Genomic DNA, 16,612 nt, shown 5'->3' with positions numbered 1-16,612 from the left:
CGGACTGTGTTTCCCCTGCCACGCGAATCAGCGGTCGTCGGGTGTAGCCTCCATCCTCAGGAACAGCGTCGCCGAACCCGCGTTGATCGAGCGGGACCTGGGAGGTTGTCATGCGTAGGACGGAACGGGGTGCGTTCACTCCGGAAGAGCGGAAGGCGGCGCTCTGGGCGCTGCTGGTTGCGGGCGTCATCGCGTTCGCGGCCCTGATGATCCAGCAATGGACGCAGCCATCGCTCGGCCCCTGGGGCGCGGATCAGGCGGCGGTTTCGATGCCGGGCGTGCTGGAGGCGCAACCGGTCGCCTCGGGCCTCTAGCCGCGTTCCTTCATCAGCCGCGCCTTGTCGCGCTGCCAGTCGCGCTGCGCCGTGGCCTCGCGCTTGTCGTGCAGCTTCTTGCCCTTGGCCAGGGCGATCTCCAGCTTCGCCTTGCCCGCCTCGTTCAGGTACAGCTTGACGGGGATGATGGTCTGGCCGTCGCGCTGGACCGCGCCGATCATCTTGTCGATCTGCTTGCGGTGCAACAGCAGCTTTCGCGGCCGGCGCGGCTCGTGATTGAAGCGGTTGGCCTGTTTGTAGGGCGGGATGTCTGCGTTGATCAGAACGATCTCGCGCCCCTCCACCGCCGCGTAGGATTCCGCGATATTGGCCCGGCCGTCGCGCAGCGCCTTGATCTCGGTGCCCAGCAGCTGGATCCCGGCCTCGGTGTAGTCCTCGAGGAAATAGTCGAATTTCGCCCGGCGGTTCTCGGCGATGAGTTTGGTCTTCGGCTTCTCGGAGGCCATCAGGCGACGCCCGCCTCCGCCATGGCCCGGTCGATCGCCGGCTTCACGGAGTCGCTGGTCGGGGCCAGCGGCAGGCGCACCTCCTCGGTGCAGAAGCCGAGCCGGGCCAGGGCGTACTTCGTCGGCGACGGCGAGTTGTCGAGGAACAGCCCCTTGTGCAGGCCGATCAGCCGGTCCTGCCACTGGCGGGCCGTGGCATAGTCGCCGGCCGCGGCCGCCTCGTGCAGGGCCACCATGGCTTCCGGGGCGACGTTGGACGTCACCGAGATCACCCCGACGCCGCCGTGGGCGTGGTAGCCGAGGTAGCTCGGATCGTCGCCAGAAATCAGGTCGAACTGCTGGTCGAGGATGTTCGCCCGCATCCAGCTGACCCGCGCCAGATCGCCGGTGGCGTCCTTGATGCCGACGATGTTCGGATGCGCCGCCAGCCGGGCGACCGTCTCGTTGGCCAGATCCACGCCGGTGCGGCCCGGCACGTTGTAGAGCACGACGGGCAGCTGGACCGCCTCGGCGATGGCCTCGAAATGCGCGGCCATACCGGCCTGCGAGGGCCGGTTGTAGTAGGGGGTGACGACCAGCGCGCCGTCCGCGCCGACGGTCTTGGCGTGGCGGACCAGATCGATCGATTTGTCAGTGGCCGACGAACCCGCGCCGGCGATGACCCGCGTGCGGCCGGCGGCGACCTGGACGCACAATTCGACGACGCGCTTGTGCTCGTCGAGATGCAGCGAGGCGCTCTCGCCCGTGGTGCCCATCGGCACGACGCCGTGAACCCCGGCCGCGATCTGGCGTTCCAGCAGCGCCCTGAAGGCGGCTTCGTCCACCTTTCCGTCACGAAGTGGTGTGATCAGGGCGGTGATCACGCCCTTGAACAAAGGGGCGGGCATTGAAACGATGGTCCTGCGTGGGAAAGGGGCGATGCGCCCCGAAGCGAAGCGTGGGAGGTTAGGTTGCCGGCGACGCCGCCGCAACCGTCATGGAATGGAGATCGGACACGGCATGATCGCAACCAGTCTCGCGGCCGCCCTGGCTCTGCTCGCCCCCGCGCCCGAAACGCTGGTTCCGCAGGAAACGCCGTATTCGGCCGTGGCGCCGCAGGGTGTCCAGGCGCGGGTCCTGAACGATCAGGACACCGCCCTCTTCCGCCAGGGACTGGCCCAGGCCCGGGCCCGCGACGTCGTCGGCGCGCGCGCCACCGCGGCGCAGATCGGCGACCCGGTCGCTCGCAAGCTGGTTGAATGGGCCCTGCTCGACACCTCGGCGACGCAACTGCCGTACAGCGATCTCGCCGCCGCCCAGTCCGCCTTCGCCGGCTGGCCCCGGGCCGAGAGCCGGCGCGAGGCCGCCGAACGCGCGCTCGACCTCGCTTACGCGGGTCCGGACGCGGCCCTCGCCCTGTTCGCCCGCTCGGCGCCGACGACGACCGAGGGCGCCATCGCCCTGACCGATGCGCTGGAACAGCGCGGCCGCCGGGACGAGGCCCGCGCCCTCATCACCGAATGGTGGCGCACCCGCTCCTTCGACGAGCCGCTGCAGACGCGGATCCTGACGCGCTGGGGCGGCTGGCTGACCCAAGCCGACCACGAGGCGCGGCTGAACATGCTGCTGCTGGGGCCGCACGGCCCGGCGACCCGGGCGATGACGCAGATGGTGTCGCCGCAGCGGCGGGCGGTGGCCGAGGCGGCGATGGCCCTGCGCTCCGCCTACAGTCCCGACGCGGTCGTGGCCGGACTGACCCCGTCGCAGGCGATGGACCCGGCCGTGGTGCTGGAGCGGGTCCGCATCCTGCGCTCGCAGAACCGCCAGTCCGAGGGCTTCGCCCTGCTGGCCGCCCTGCCGGCCGCGCCATTGCACACCGAGGGCCAGAACACGCTGTGGAGCGAGCGGCGCAACTACTTCCTCGACGCCCTGGAGCGCCGCAACTGGCAGGCGGCTTACGATTCCATGGCCGGTCACGGCTTTCCGTCGGGCGAGCGCAAGGTCGATGCGGAGTTCTTCGCCGGCTGGGTCGCCCTGACCAAGCTGAACGACCCGGCCCGCGCCGGCACCCATTTCGAGATCCTGCGACAGTCGTCCTCGACCCCGATCACCCAAGGCCGGGCGCTGTACTGGCTGGGCCGCGCCGCGGAGGCCCGGGGCAATACGCCGGCGGCGGTCCAGTTCTACCGGAACGGCGCGCAGCACATCCAAAGCTTCTACGGCCAGCTGGCGGCCGAGAAGGCCGGCCAGACCACCCTCACCCTGCCCCCCGACCCGGTCCCGACCGCGGCCGATCGCGCGGCCTTCGAAGCCAACGAGGTCGTTCGCGCCCTGCGGATCCTCGGCGAGACAGGAGAGACCAGCCTGTTCCGCGTCTTCGCCTATCAGCTGGACGACGATCTGCCGGATGCGGCGCAGCTCGCCCTGCTGATGGACCTGTCCCGAGCCTATGGCGAAGGCTTCACGGCCATGATGGTCGGCCGCGCCGCCAGCCAGCGCGGCTTCCTGATGCCTGAGCGGCAATACCCGATCCGGATTCCGCCGCAGGTCGCGGGCGCCGCCCCGCTGGAGTTCACCCAGGCCATCACGCGCCAGGAATCCAGCTTCGATCCGCGCGCCCGGTCGCACGCCAACGCCCGCGGCTTGATGCAGTTCGTGCCGGCCACTGGCCGGGCGGTGGCGCGTCAGCTGGGCCTGCCCTATTCGGACGAGCGGCTTTACGACGGCGACTTCAACATGACCCTGGGCAGTTTCCATCTCGGGGATCTGATGAATGATTTCGGCGGGTCCATGCTGCTGACGACGATCGCCTACAACGCCGGTCCGGCCCGCCCGCCGCAGTGGGTGGCCCGCTGCGGCGATCCCCGCGGCGGCCAGGTCGACCCCGTCGACTTCATCGAATGCGCGCCCTTCACCGAGACGCGCAACTACATGATGCGGGTGATGGAAAATATGTCGGTCTACAAGGCCCGGCTGAACGGAGGATCGGCGCCGCTGACCCTGTCCAGCGACCTGCGCCGCGGCGCGCCGGCGGGCCCGCAGCCCTATGTCTCCAGCGGCTCCATGACGGATCCGACGGGCGGGGAATGACGGCGCCCAGCTGACAGCAGCGGCCCGTCGGGTCCGTCGATCCAGCGGCCCGAGAGGCCGAACACCGCCTGGAGGACCTCGGTCGTCAGCGCCTGCAGGGGGCGGGCGTCGGCGACCACCCGGCCATGGTGCAGCACCACCACCCGGTCGGCGAACCTGGCCGCCAGCGGCAGGTCGTGGAGGCTGGCCAGCACCGCCTGCCCGGCGTTGGCGCGGGCGCGCAGCCGCTCAAGCACCATCAACTGGGCGTCCGGGTCCAGGCCGGCGATCGGTTCGTCGACGAGCAGAGCCCGGGCGTCCGTGGCGAGGGCCCGCGCCAGCAGCACCCGCGCCCGCTCGCCCCCCGACATCTCCGCCACCCCCCGGTCCGCCAGATGGGCCGCCTCGACGTCGGCGAGCGCCCGTCGAGCCCGGTCCAGGGCTTCTTCCGCTGCGAGGAAGGGCGCGCCCAGCGCCGCGACCTCGATCGCCGGCAGGTTCCAGGCGATGCGCCGCTCCTGGGGCAGGTAGGCCGCCCGCGCCGCCCGCTCCTGCGCCGACAAGGTCGCGACGTCATCGCCTCCGAGCCGGGCGACGCCTCCCGTCAATGGAAGCAGTCCCGCGAAGGCGCGGATCACGCTGGACTTCCCGGCGCCATTGGGTCCGACGATCGCCGCGAGTTCGCCGGCGCCCACCTGCAGACCGGCGCCGTCGAGCACGGCGCGCCCGCCCAGTCGAGCGACGGCGTCCTGCATGAGCAGCGACGGCGTCACAGCCGCCACTCCCGCGCCGCCCGCCACGCGATCAGAGCGAACAGCGGCGCGCCGACCAGGGCCGTGAACACACCCAGCTTCAGCTCCTGATCGGTCGGCGTCAGCCGCGCCAGCAGATCGGCCAGCACCAGCATCAGCCCGCCGGCCAGAGCGGACGGCAGGAGCAGGCGGGCGGGATCGCCGCGCACCGCGCTTCGCACCAGATGCGGCGCGGCGAGGCCGACGAAACCGATCACACCGGCCACGGCCACCGCGGCTCCGGTGGCCAGAGCCGTCGCCAGCAGGGCCAGCAGCCGAAGCCGGGCCATGGGCAGGCCCGAAGTCCGCGCCGTCTCCTCGCCGAGGCTGAGCATCCGCAAACCGGGCGCCGCCAGCGCCGCCAGCGCCGCCGCCGCCAGAACCGCCGGGGTGACCCAGGCCACATCGAACCAGCTGCGGTTCTGCACCGACCCCAGCAGCCAGTTCATCACCTCGGCGGTGGCGATCGGGGATCGCGACAGGTTGAAGATCAGCGCCGTCGCCGCGCCGGCGAAACTGGACACCGCCACGCCGAACAGGATCAGGGCCTCGGGCGAGCGAACCCGCGCCGAGAACAGCACCAGCAGGCCGCCGGCGAGAACGGCGCCGGCCAGCGCGGCGACTTCGACGGCGCCGGGCAACACCGCCCACCCCAGCACGATGGCGCCGGCTGCGCCCAGCGCCGCCAAGGCCGACACCCCCAGCACGCCGGGATCCGCCAATGGATTCCTCAGCAGGCCCTGCATCACGGCTCCGGAAAGCCCCAGCGCCGCCCCGACCATCAACGCGGTGACCGCACGCGGCGCCCTTACCGTCCACATCACCTCCGCCGGTCCGGACGATGGATCGGTGAAGGCCTGTCCCAGCTGAACCGCGTCAAAGGCCGTTTCGCCGAACAGGACAGCCGCCAGCCCCGCCAGCGCGATCAGCGCGGCGAGGACGAGCGAAAGGCGTGCGGGCCCGGTCACCCGGCCGACCTCAACATCGCCGCCGCGTCCGCCGCGAACCAGGCGGGGCAGGTCAGGCTCGCCGCCGGCAACCGCGCCGCCACCCGGCCTTTGGCGGCTCTGCGGACGGCCGGGTGGCGGCCGGGGCCGCGCCAGTCGCCGCGCGACTGGTCGAAGAAGCCGAGCACGAACCGCGCCGGCCGCCACAGGACGATGCGCTCGACGCTCACGGGCGCGAATCCCGGAGCGCCGACCAGATTGACCAGCCCCGCGGCGCTCAGGATGGAATCGACCAGGGTGCCGCGTCCGGCCGTGAATCCGCCGGCCGTCAGATACAGGGCCGGCCGTTTCGGCGCGCCGCCGGCGGGCGCCGCCAGGCGCAATCGGGCGTCCATCCGGGCGATCAGCGCCTCTCCGCGGGAGGGAGTGCCGAGCGCCGACGCCGCCGTCCGGATGTTCGCGCGGACACCCTCGAAGTTCGCGGCGTCAGCAATGGTGACGACGCGGACCCCGCGGGCCTCCAGCCGGGCCAGCAGCCGCGCATCGCCGCCCCAGTAGCGGACGACGACGTCTGGCTGGAACGCCATCGCGCTCTCCAGCGTCGGTCGCATCCGGCGACGGCCCGCCGCCGCCTCCCGCATCCACGAATCCGGATCGTCGGCGCGAGGGGAAAGGGCCAGCTCCGCCCCGGGCGCCAGCGCCAGTGCATATTGGTCGCCGCACTGATCCAGCGACATGACCCGCAGGGGGCGGCTCTCCTCTGCGCCGGCCGGCGCGCCGCTCGCCGTCAGGGCGAGAACCAGTGCGGCGGCCGCCAACCCCGCGGCGGCGCGCCTCACGGCTTCATCAGCCCTGCGAACAACCCGTCCAGCAGGGTGGCGACCAGCGTCTCGCGATCCGCCCAGTCGAAATACGGCTTGGTGATCATCAGGGACACCACGCCGTGGCATCCGGCCCAGAGAGCCTGGGCCGTCGTCCGCGCATCGCCGCGCAGCAGGCCGTCGGTCTCGGCGTCCTCGACCACCTGCTCGAACGACCGGTAGAGGGCCCCGCCCAGTTCCTGGGCCGCTGACATGGCCCCATGCTGGAGCTCAACCGGCCGGGTCATATAGACCAGACGATAGGCGTTCGGATTGTCGAAGCCGAAGTCGATATAGGCGCGCATCATCCGCCGCAGCCGCTGCTCCGGCCCGCCGGGTTCGGCCACGACGGCGAGGTTCAGCTCCAGCAAGGCTGCAAAAGCCTGGCGGCAGATCTCATGCAGGATCTCGCCCTTCTCGGCGAAATGCATGTAGAGCGCGGTGGAGGACAGGCCGACCTCGTCGGCGATCTTCCGGATAGTGGCGCCCTCGTAGCCGTGCTCGACGAAGATGCGCTCGGCGGCGGCCAGAATCTCGGCGCGGCGAGCGTGGCCCTCGCCCTTGGGCTTGCGCTGGGATCGCGGATTCAGGACGGCGGGGGCGGTCACGTTTGGCGGGACTCCGAACTCGGAAACCTTGAATAGCGGCATTCCCCGTCACGCGCCAACCGCTTGCCCCCCGCGAATCAGCGCGTTAACCCTTCGCCATGGGCAGGGCGGGGATCAGCGATCGTCGTGATCGCGGGCGCGACACAGCGCGCCACGGGCCGCCCCGGTTAAGCAGCGCCATGTGGCGCGGTCTCTCCGGCTTCCAGTGGCTGGCGCTGTCCGGCGCAGTCGCAGCGGTGGGCGTCCTGCTCTCGTTTCGCCCCGACGTGATCGGACCCGTGGCGGTGGCGGGCGCCGCGACGACCTTCCTGACCGTCTCCGTGTGGCGGGTCCTGCTCGTAGTGCTGAGCTCCCCGCCCGCCGGTCACGCGGATCAGCCGCCCGACGCGCTTCCGCCCTACACCGTTCTTGTGGCGCTTCACGATGAGGCGGAGGTAATGGACCAGCTGGTTGGGCGACTGGCGCGGCTCGACTATCCGACGGATCGTCTGCAGGGGCTGCTGATCCTCGAGGCCGACGATCATCAAACCATCGCCGCGGCGCTGGCCGCGGCTCGGCCGGCGTGGCTGGAGGTCTTCGTCGCTCCGCCGGGCCGCCCCCGGACCAAGCCCCGCGCCCTCAACTGCGCCCTGCCCCATGTCACCGGCGATTTGCTCACCGTCTACGACGCCGAGGACGAGCCCGACCCGTTGCAGCTGCGGGAGGCGGCCACGCAGTTCGCCGCGGATGCGGATGGACGGCTGGCGTGCCTGCAGGCCCCGCTGCGGATCCGGCGGGGACGCCGAGGGGTAGAAGCCTCGCCGTTCCTCGATCGCCAGTTCGCCGCCGAATACGCCAGCCTGTTCGAGACCGCCCTCCCCGGCATGGCCCACCTCGGTCTGCCCTTCCCCCTTGGCGGCACAAGCAACCACTTCCGCGTCGACGTGCTGCGCGAGATCGGCGGCTGGGACAGCTTCAACGTCACCGAGGACGCCGATCTCGGCTTCCGGCTGTGGTCCCGAGGCTGGCGTCTCGGAGTCATCAGCCGCCCGACGTGGGAGACGCCGCCGGGACACCTCGCCGACTGGCTGCCGCAAAGGGCGAGTTGCGTTTCCCTTTTTGCGGGGAGAATTGCCGATCACTTTGCAGGTGATCCGGCCCGACATGGAGCGTTGGCAGGGTGAGTCCTTGCCAGTTCAACTGCGGCGTCGGCGCAAGGGCTTGGGCCTCTCTCAGAGTGAACTTGGGACAATCTTCAATCGTAGCCGTTCGACCGTGTTTGAGTGGGAAACCGGCCGGCTTTCAATTCCGTCGACAGTTGCGGTTTGGGTTTATGCGATCGATCCAAGCTAGGGCGTCAGCACTCCTCGCCCCCAAGTCTTCCTGCAGACTGCTCTTGTGACAGGAGGACCGACCGAGCTCAGCGATGAAGTGCAGACATTCGCCCCACCGGAGTCGAATCCCTACTTTGCATAAACTATTGTGAATAATCGAAGCCAGGTTTCCCTTGAGGCGGACGGTGCCACACAGCCGTGCTGTCGGCGGCGCGGCGGTACTTGGTGAGACTTGGAAAGGTGAGCCCGACTATTGCAGCGTGTGTGGATCAGCACTCACCCGTCCTCGCCCTTGAAGGTGCGATCGACACCACCATCAGATCTACAGAGGCGATGCAATTCGGCCCCGCCTTCAATAGATCCCCCCTGACACTGGACCACCCAAGTTGAAGCCACACACTTGCGTTCGAAGTTGGCTTCACTGCCGAATGCCACTCTCTGCTCAGGAGTGAGTTGCAACCATATAGCCCGGCACTCGGCATCCTTCTCCGTTGAAGGTGTCGGTTGTGCATCCGGCTCTTGCGGTGAACAAGCCACTAGGAATGAAATAATTCCTACCGTCGTCACATCTTTAAACATTTAAATCACCTGACAGCTTCTTAGCTCTGGATTCTGTACACAGCGCGGGGTGCGAGTGCTCGGATTGCGATAGTGAGGAGCGCTCGATTCCAACGCGGGTGAGCGGGATCTAGGGCGGGGCCTTCACTCCCTCTAGGCGCTCGGCCGAACCTCGCCGACGACCAGCCGCTGGGCTATCCTTGACCGCGACAGGGGCGCCTCGGCGCCCGGACCCCGAAGCGGACCGAACCATGGCCGATGCATTCACGATCAACTTCGTCATCGGCCTGGCCGTCGTCGGAGCCGGCATCGCCGGCCTCTACGCCCTCAAGGCGCTCCTCCAAGCCCTGTCCAAGCCGCGCGACCACCACGAGCGCTGAGCCGGAACGGCGTGCCGCTACGGCCAAGGCTGTCAGACAATGTCGGCGCGAAGCCTATCCTGCACTCGGTCGCTCACCGACCCCCTTTATCCGGCACTCGGTCGCTCACCGACCCCCTTTATCCGGCCGGGCGATCAGCCAGAATATCACTAGGGTGATGGTACATCCGATCAGCACCGCTCCGCTTTGAAGCGCTAGAGCATTCAGATTTAGGTGTTCTGGCCTCATCAATGCCGGCCTAAGGAATAGCCACACCGACAAGACGACCGCGTAGACTACGGCCAAGCCGAGGTACGCAGGCAGGCCGACCCACCGCCTTTGGGTCATCCACAGATACGCGGGAAGCCCGGTTAGCAGCGCAACTGGATACCCGAGCATTGCTGACAATCTCAGCGCCCAAAGCCCTTCAGAGGCGTTGCCCGAAATCGTTGCGACTAACAAAGCCAGAATTCCAAAAGCGACTGGTGCAATCAGAAACGCCAACCCAGCTCGAATATTAAAGCCGTGCATCATCGGCATCCCATCAATGTGTAAGAACACGTTGGGCCAGAGGGCCGAGTCGGCGGAGGCGGACGCTGACCTCTCCACACGCCGTTGATTGCCCCGGCAAAAGGAGCGCCCGGTCGCTGCAGGTCGCCATTGCCCTCACCCCGATTATGAATGGTTGAAGTGCCGTCGGCGTTAGGCACCACCTCCCGAACGACTATACCAGGGAAAAGAGGATGGCCCGGCAAGGTAACGTTCACGACCACAGGATTTCCACTGACCGTATTGGTAGTCGTGATCGACGATACGGGACTGATATCCCCGGGCAGTCCGCCAATCACTGGTGTGGCATCATTTCTAGTACCGCCCGGAGTCGCAGGGCTAGGATCGCCCGGCGTGGGGTTCTGCTGAACCCAATTCCTGGTCGCATCGACGCCCAAGTGTGACTGCGCGGTTTCGTCATAATAGTGGAAGTCGCTTCGCGAGGCGTCAGTCCCAGGAAAACTATCCGTCGTCTTGAATGTGACATTGTAGTCTTTGGTGACGCAGTTCGTTGTCCCTGCCTCAGTGTTATTCTTGCATTCCATCCCGGTCGGATCGGTCAGGTTCACCGGATCGTTTGCGACGTAGAGATACAGGTTCGGATCGTCCTTAGTCCCAATCGGATCACTAGACAGGAACTGTCCCAAGCGCGGAGAATAGTATCGCGCCCGGTACTGATACAGCCCTGTCTCCTCATCGTACTGCCGCCCGGCATAACCGAACGGACTGTGCTGCGGCGTCGTCGTCGCATCGCCCCCGAACTCTCCGTAAGGCGAATAGCTGGCCACACCGACCGTCTCCCCGGCGCTGTTCGACGTGGCGATCACCGACCCTTGGTGGTCGGTGTGATGCCAGTAGACGTCCCCTGTCGGTGTCACCGTCGCCAGCCGTGCGTCCATCGCGCCCGTGCCATCGGGGATAAAGCGTCGGAGCAAGTCGCCGTTAACGTCATACTCCGCTAGTTCATCCATCCCCGACCACATCATCCGCCGGGTAACTCCGTTGACCACCTTCTTGGTGCGGCGATCATCGGAGTCATAATGGTAACTCGCAGTCAGCGGCGAAACCGCGGCGTTGTTGGTGACCACACCCAAGCGGTTGCCGTAGGTCCAGTGATAGGTCCAGGTGACCGGGGTCCCGCCGACGACGGGCGTGCGCACCTCTTGGGACAGGTTGCCGTTGCCGTCGAAGGATAGCGCCCTCGATGTAACACTATCCGTCTCGGACGCTACCTGGTTCATCACATTCGCCGCCCCGTAACTGCGGGCGTATGTCAGCGTCGGCATCCACTCGAAGGCCGGTTGATCAATCCCAATCGAGGTAATCTTGCCCGCCGCGTCGTGGCCGTAGGAGAAGCTCACCGCCCCCGGCCCTGTTCCTGCGACAAAGCCATGGCTCAGCACCGCAAGATCGCTATCCGCATCATAGGTGTAGGTGGTGTCGGCGGCCGCACCCGGCCGATCCATTCTAGTGAGGCGGCTGAGAGAGTCGTGGTCCAGGGCCACGACTTGCGGCGCGCCTGCGGGTCCCGGGAAGTTCACCGACTTGACCCGATTGGCCGCGTCGTAGGCGTAAGCGGCTGTCCAGGCGCCCGGCCAAGTGATCGAGGTCCGGTTGCTGACAGTGTCGTAGCCGTACCCGGTGGTGAAGCTGATCCCCGCCACGCCCTCCGGCCGCCACTGTTCGGAGGTCAGCCGTCCGGCTTGGTCATAGCTATAGGTTCGGACATCGCGGTTCAGCGCCTCATCGTAGGTATTGGTCTGCGTGGTCTGGTTCGACACCGCCCGCCAGACAGGTCGGCCAGCCAGGTCGTAGTTCGCCCGGCTGTTGCGGCCCCTGTACTTGTAGGCGGTTTCGCTGTTGGCGTACTCCCGCACGTGGAAGTCCCGGCCCATGCCGTCGTAGAAGACGCTCGCCCAGTGATTGGCGCGGGTCTTGCGCACTACCACCTGCCCCCGCTCGTCCATCGCCGTCCACGCCTGCAGGGTGTTCGGGTAGATGGTTCGAATCGGCCGGCCGACGCCGTCGTACTGCTGCTGGGTGACGTTGCCTCGGGCGTCGATTTCCGCGCTCTGCAAGCCTCCGGCATTGTATTGAAAGCGCCGCCAGCGGGTCTCGGTGAAGCCGGCGTCCTGCGGCAGCTCGGTCGAGAACCCACAGGAGCCCGCCGCCGCCCTTTGGAAGCGATGGATTTCGGTCGGCTGACCGGCTGCGTTATAGACGGTGTGCGTGGCCCGGCGTTCGCCGTCGATCACGGTCACCGGGCGGTCCACGGCGTCGTAGCAGGTCCGGGTCAGATCGCCGTCGGGGTCTGTCACGGTCAGAGGCTTGTGCGTCGCCGAATAGGCGGTGATGGTGTCACGCCACGTGTTGCCGGTCGAGTCCCACTGCCGCACCAGGTCCAGGTCCCCATCGATATTGTAGCTCCAGATGGTCTTGATGGCCGTGCTGGCCGGCCCGTCTTCGGTCCGCTTGCGGCGCAGGTTATCATAGGTCGATGTGGTGACGTTGTTGCGGGCGTCGGTCACCTTGGTGACGTTGCCGACCACGTCGCATTCCATCCTCGTGATCATCCCGGCCACGCCAGCGGGCTGAGCCGACATGGTCGTGGAGGTCAGGCAGAAAGCCGGCATCGTGGACTCACCGTACGCCATCGTTGACCGGATGCCAGTTGGATCCTGCGTCCACACAGGCCGACCCCGATTGTCATAGCCGGTCGCCCAGGTCGGGTGCTCGAGGACATTGTTGTTAAGCCCGTTCTCGACCCTCGGACCCCTGATCAGGGTCACCAGCCCTTGGGAGTTGTACTCCATCTCCCACTCGCGGACCTGGGGATCCGCCTCGGTCGCGGGCAGGACGATTTTGGTCGGCCGGGTCGGCCACGTCGTGTTGGCGTACTCCGCCTTGACGACGATCTCCTGGCACCACCAAGCCTGCTGCTGGACAGTCAGACCGGTGGCGCAGTTGGCGAGCGGCGACTGTTTGCGTTCTCTGAGGTTGCCGAGCCTGTCGTAGGTGAACTCGGTGGTGTCGCCCCAAGGCGTCTGCATCCAGCTCGACCGGCCGGCCCCGTCGTAGCGGGCGCGGGAGGTCCGGCCCATGGCGTCCGCCGCCGTCACCAGACGCCCATCGTCGTCGTAGGTCTGCCGGATCACCGCGTCCGTGGCGTCCTTGGCCGCGGAGTAGGTGAAGGTCGAGGGATAGTAGACCGTCTTGCGGTTCTGGGCGTCGAAGGCCTCGGCCACATAAGGCGCAACTTGGCCGCCGACGGCGCGCCAGTCGAACCGCGCTCGCGGCGTCGTGACGCCTTCATCACTCACTTGGGTCAGGACCTGCTGATAATCCATCGGAAAGACCGCCGTCGCCAAGCCGCCCGTGGGGAAGCCGTACGTATAGATCCGCTTGCGCAGTCCGGGCCGTTGCGCGCTGTACAGCTGGAAAGCGCAGAAATTGACGAACTGCGGGCAGTAGGTCAGGTGTTCGAAGTTGATCTCGTCAGGCCCCGCCTGGACTTTGGTCAGACGGCCGCCGCCGCTCAGCGCCTCATGACACGCTTGCGGGTCCCCCATCGTTGGGCAGTGTTCGATCATCGCCTGGGTCGGCGTCTGGGTATGGGTGAAGGTGAGCGTCGCCCCCAGATTGTTCGAGACCGACTCCAGCGCCGGCGTATTGGTGTCCGTTCCCCCGCCGTAGGTCAGGGTGATCACGACGCCCGTGGGGAAGGTCCAGGATGTCGCGACGCCATGAAGGTTGGTGGAGGTGGACAAGGTGCTGGGGTTCTCGACATCGCGGAACGCCATCACCGACCCGTCGGCCAGGGTCCAGTTGATCTCGCGCGTATCGGCGCCGATGAACGGCGCGCTGGCGGGCGCGATGGATTCCGTCGGTGAGGCCGGATTGCGCCAGCTCCCGTCGACCATGCGCACGAAGCGGCTGGACTGACCCCCGCCGCTCACGGTGACGATATTGGTGGCGACCTGCTCCTGCAGGAAATCCAGGGCGATCCCCGAAACAACGGCGGCCTGGAGGGTGTCGGCTCGCCCCGCTTCCAGGGCGATCATCGCCGCCATCAGCATAGGCGCCGCAGTCTCCGTCCCGGCCTGAGGCAACAGGGTGCCGACATCCATGGCGTGGCTGACCGAACTCTCCCAATTGTGTGTCCAGCCCATGCCCAAGCCGCTTGTTCCCTCCATGGGCCCGGTTGAGACATAGCTGCGCGAGAAACTGAGGCTGTAGGGGAAGTCGCCCTGACCGATCGAGAGTTCGGCTCCCTCGCTGAAGGAGAGTGTGCCGGTTCGAAGGTCCACGGCGCCGAGCAGGGAGCCGGCGACATTGGCCGCTATCCGCCGCGACTCCGCCTTGCCGAGATAATCGACCGGATTGGGGGTCTCCTGCTCCGCGCCCTTACGGAAAGCGATCAATGGATTGGCATGACCGGTCTCTTCGGCCGAAGAGCGGATGATCCACGCCTGCTCCGACCCATCGTTGCGCCGCGCCAGGAAGGCATTCACGCCGCCCGTCGTGGTCGCCACGACGGAGTAGCCCTTGGTTAGATAGGCCTCGATCCTGTCCTTCGTGTCGGCATTTACGTCTGCTGGAAGGCTCGTGGTCGAACCAGGCGCCGTCAGAACTTTCAGGCCCGTGCCGGTCGCCAGACGCCGTGGCGCAGTGATGACCTGGAAAGGCGAGCCCTTAAAGGACGGACGCTCCATCCCGCTTTGGCTCAGCGCCAGCGCTTCCTCCGTCACCGCCAGGGCCGCAAGGGCCGACAGAATATGATGCGGCTGATCGGCGCCATTGGCGGCGATGCCGACCGACGTCTCGATATCCAGGACATTGTCACCGGTCGTGAGCGCCACGCCGATGGAATGCTGGTGAAAAATGCGCGCGCCGGACAGCGGCTCCAGGATAGCGACGGTCCCGTCGAACAGATCGGTCCAGCCGTTGAGCAGGGAGTCCTTGCGGGTTCCCATCTCGGCGACGGCGACCTCTCCCGTAGCGAAGGGACCGTTTCCATAGGCGCTGTCCGGCACCCAATAACGCCAATCCACGCCGGTCGCCTCATCGCAATCGCTCGGGCTGTCTACGTGCCACTCCCAACGCTCAAGATCCGGGTTCCAGACCGGGGGCTTCAGGTAGCACTGGTCAAAGTCGCGCCCGGCGGGGACGATACGATGCTGCTGGATAGGGTCGTACGCGGCGGCCCAGGCGGCCTTGCGGCCGCCGTTGCCCCCCGCTGTGCGCAGGAGTATGTCAGCGCGCTTGCCCGCCTGCAGTTGCTTAACGACGGTTTCATCGCCGAAGGTGCCCAGGTTTGCTGTCGGAGCCCCAGTCTTGCGCGCGGCGTACGGGTGGTCGATGGTCATGGTGAGCCGGCGCCCGTCAGGCGGATGCTGTCCTGGGACGTTGGCGCAAAAGACGTGAACACCGTCGCACGGATTGATCGACAGACCACCATCCAGCTCATCGGCGAAGTAGGCCGCGGCATCAGCGTCGAGGTGTTCCTTCTTGCGGACGGCAACCCGTAGAACGCCGTCTCGAAACTGCGCCTGGGTTCGCCAACCGTAGATGCTCGGCAGGTCGAAGACATGATCGAAGCCCGCCGCCTGCAGCCGCAGGGTGGCCCGATAGGGCGTCGGCACGTCGCCGGTCCAGCGGGTGGAGACGCTGGCCTGCCGCGGCAGGGTGATATTGCGCGGGGCCGCCTCGGTGCGGACGATCTCCCAGCCGCCGGTCAGCTGCTTCAGCGACTTTTCCGTGTGGTTGTTGATCAAGTTGGTCTGCAGCGCCATAGCGTAGGCGACCATATCGTTCTCGATGTGGGTCGCGTTGACGCCGTTCAGGTCGCCGCCGCTGACAGATACCCCCGAGGAGACGTTGCTCCAGGCCGCCGACGCACTCGTGTCGGCCGCTGCCCACAAATCGACGCCGGTGATTTTGGTTGTCGTCTTCAGCGACGGATCGAAGGCGTACCACTGGTCATCGATAAACGCCTCGACCCAGACGTGCAGCATCTGCACGTCGGATAGGGTCGCGCCCAGATTGGCGCACGAGGTCGTCCCGTTGTTGATCGTCGCGGGCGTACCCGCTGTGGCGAGCAGGATGCAGGCCTGACGGCCGGTATCGACCCGCAAGATCGACTTGGCATCCGCGCCGGTGAGGTTGACCGTGCCGAACACATAGCGGGCCTGGATGTTCGACGTCCGAAGCAGCTCGACCATGAGCTGGGCCTGATCGAAGGATCCGCCCGATCCGTCCAGCAGCACCCCGTCGGCCCCCTTGTGCAGCCCGAACTGCGGCTCGAACAGGATGCTGTTGTGGACGAATTGGTAAATCCGGTCCGGGTCGTTCTCCAGCGAGCGCGCCAGGGCGACGATACGAGCGCTGGGCGCAGGCGCTGCGGGAGAGGCAGGCGTGCCGTAAACGGTGACGAGATCGCTGCTGGTCGGGGAGACCAGGTTGTACTGCAGCGAGAGCCGCATGCCGGGCAGATCGGACGGGGTCTGGGCGGAGTTGTAGTAGGCGGGCCAGGTCTGCGCCCAAGCGAAGGGCTTCAGCAGCGCCAGTGACGCGACGATCGCGACAGCCGCCAGGGCCAGCGTGGCGAAAACGGCGCCCTTGCCGGTCAGGACGCGGCCCGCAGGCCTGATGCGATCCACCCAAAACTTCACAGCCGTCCCCCGACGTGATTGCGCCGCTTAGGTGGACCACGCCGAAGGCGGGATGAAAAGGTGAAATCTCCACCATGGGTTGGATGGCGCTTTACGCCTGTGGGAAGCTGGGCTTTAGTCTTCCTGT

11 protein-coding genes are annotated in these 16,612 nt (G+C 67.2%); 4 read left to right on the top strand and 7 right to left on the bottom strand.

What is annotated here, in order from left to right; translation table 11 throughout:
- Window positions 1–110: 110 nt before the first annotated feature.
- Window positions 111–314, top strand: a complete 204-nt coding sequence (locus VEC04_RS07695) for a hypothetical protein (protein WP_324775487.1) — start codon at window positions 111–113, stop codon at window positions 312–314.
- Here the strand turns inward: VEC04_RS07695 and smpB are convergent.
- Together smpB and dapA are read right to left on the bottom strand one after the other, a co-directional pair.
- Window positions 311–781, bottom strand: a complete 471-nt coding sequence (smpB, locus tag VEC04_RS07690; RefSeq protein WP_324775486.1) for an SsrA-binding protein SmpB — start codon at window positions 779–781, stop codon at window positions 311–313. The two genes, VEC04_RS07695 and smpB, sit on opposite strands and share 4 nt — an antisense overlap.
- The gene (gene dapA / locus VEC04_RS07685; RefSeq protein ID WP_324775483.1) at window positions 781–1,668 is read right to left on the bottom strand and encodes a 4-hydroxy-tetrahydrodipicolinate synthase; all 888 of its coding nucleotides are present in this window, start codon (window positions 1,666–1,668) and stop codon (window positions 781–783) included. Before dapA ends, smpB begins: the two co-directional genes overlap by 1 nt.
- 112 nt (window positions 1,669–1,780) lie before the next feature.
- Between dapA and VEC04_RS07680 the strand changes: the two genes are divergently transcribed.
- Window positions 1,781–3,850 carry a lytic transglycosylase domain-containing protein gene (locus VEC04_RS07680; RefSeq protein ID WP_324775481.1) on the top strand — a complete coding sequence of 690 codons (2,070 nt, stop codon included), beginning with the start codon at window positions 1,781–1,783 and terminating at the stop codon, window positions 3,848–3,850.
- On the opposite strand, the gene VEC04_RS07675 is transcribed toward VEC04_RS07680, so the two are convergent.
- From VEC04_RS07675 to VEC04_RS07660, 4 genes are read right to left on the bottom strand one after another with little or no spacing between them, the layout of a single operon-like run.
- Window positions 3,805–4,584: an ABC transporter ATP-binding protein gene (locus VEC04_RS07675; RefSeq protein WP_324775701.1), complete on the bottom strand. Its 780-nt coding sequence runs from the start codon at window positions 4,582–4,584 to the stop codon at window positions 3,805–3,807. The genes VEC04_RS07680 and VEC04_RS07675 overlap by 46 nt on opposite strands.
- A gap of 14 nt (window positions 4,585–4,598) precedes the next feature.
- The gene (locus VEC04_RS07670) at window positions 4,599–5,588 is read right to left on the bottom strand and encodes an iron ABC transporter permease (RefSeq protein WP_324775479.1); all 990 of its coding nucleotides are present in this window, start codon (window positions 5,586–5,588) and stop codon (window positions 4,599–4,601) included.
- Entirely contained in the window at window positions 5,585–6,406 is an 822-nt protein-coding gene (locus VEC04_RS07665; RefSeq protein WP_324775477.1) for an ABC transporter substrate-binding protein, read from the bottom strand. The genes VEC04_RS07670 and VEC04_RS07665 overlap by 4 nt, the downstream gene beginning before the upstream one ends.
- Window positions 6,403–7,035: a TetR/AcrR family transcriptional regulator gene (locus VEC04_RS07660; RefSeq protein ID WP_324775475.1), complete on the bottom strand. Its 633-nt coding sequence runs from the start codon at window positions 7,033–7,035 to the stop codon at window positions 6,403–6,405. The genes VEC04_RS07665 and VEC04_RS07660 overlap by 4 nt, the downstream gene beginning before the upstream one ends.
- A gap of 179 nt (window positions 7,036–7,214) precedes the next feature.
- Here VEC04_RS07660 and VEC04_RS07655 point away from each other — a divergent pair, with 179 nt between their 5' ends.
- Together VEC04_RS07655 and VEC04_RS07650 are read left to right on the top strand one after the other, a co-directional pair.
- The gene (locus VEC04_RS07655; RefSeq protein WP_324775473.1) at window positions 7,215–8,198 is read left to right on the top strand and encodes a glycosyltransferase; all 984 of its coding nucleotides are present in this window, start codon (window positions 7,215–7,217) and stop codon (window positions 8,196–8,198) included.
- A gap of 959 nt (window positions 8,199–9,157) precedes the next feature.
- A complete protein-coding gene (locus VEC04_RS07650; RefSeq protein ID WP_324775471.1) occupies window positions 9,158–9,286 on the top strand; it encodes a hypothetical protein in 129 nt (42 codons plus the stop codon).
- 509 nt (window positions 9,287–9,795) lie between these two features.
- On the opposite strand, the gene VEC04_RS07645 is transcribed toward VEC04_RS07650, so the two are convergent.
- A complete protein-coding gene (locus VEC04_RS07645) occupies window positions 9,796–16,473 on the bottom strand; it encodes an RHS repeat-associated core domain-containing protein (protein ID WP_324775469.1) in 6,678 nt (2,225 codons plus the stop codon).
- Window positions 16,474–16,612 lie beyond the last annotated feature (139 nt).

It is taken from the genome of Brevundimonas sp. (assembly GCF_035626535.1).
In the GTDB taxonomy this organism is placed as follows: Bacteria; Pseudomonadota; Alphaproteobacteria; order Caulobacterales; family Caulobacteraceae; genus Brevundimonas.
The sequence above is the reverse complement of the archived record's forward strand: the minus strand, read 5'-3'. Positions and strand labels throughout refer to the sequence as shown.

Bases quoted from the DNA above. Each gene is read 5' to 3' on its own strand.
- VEC04_RS07695 (WP_324775487.1), top strand. From the start codon at position 111: ATGCGTAGGACGGAACGGGGTGCGTTCACTCCGGAAGAGCGGAAGGCG.
- smpB (WP_324775486.1), bottom strand. From the start codon at position 781: ATGGCCTCCGAGAAGCCGAAGACCAAACTCATCGCCGAGAACCGCCGG.
- dapA (WP_324775483.1), bottom strand. From the start codon at position 1,668: ATGCCCGCCCCTTTGTTCAAGGGCGTGATCACCGCCCTGATCACACCA.
- VEC04_RS07680 (WP_324775481.1), top strand. From the start codon at position 1,781: ATGATCGCAACCAGTCTCGCGGCCGCCCTGGCTCTGCTCGCCCCCGCG.
- VEC04_RS07675 (WP_324775701.1), bottom strand. From the start codon at position 4,584: ATGCAGGACGCCGTCGCTCGACTGGGCGGGCGCGCCGTGCTCGACGGC.
- VEC04_RS07655 (WP_324775473.1), top strand. From the start codon at position 7,215: ATGTGGCGCGGTCTCTCCGGCTTCCAGTGGCTGGCGCTGTCCGGCGCA.
- VEC04_RS07650 (WP_324775471.1), top strand. From the start codon at position 9,158: ATGGCCGATGCATTCACGATCAACTTCGTCATCGGCCTGGCCGTCGTC.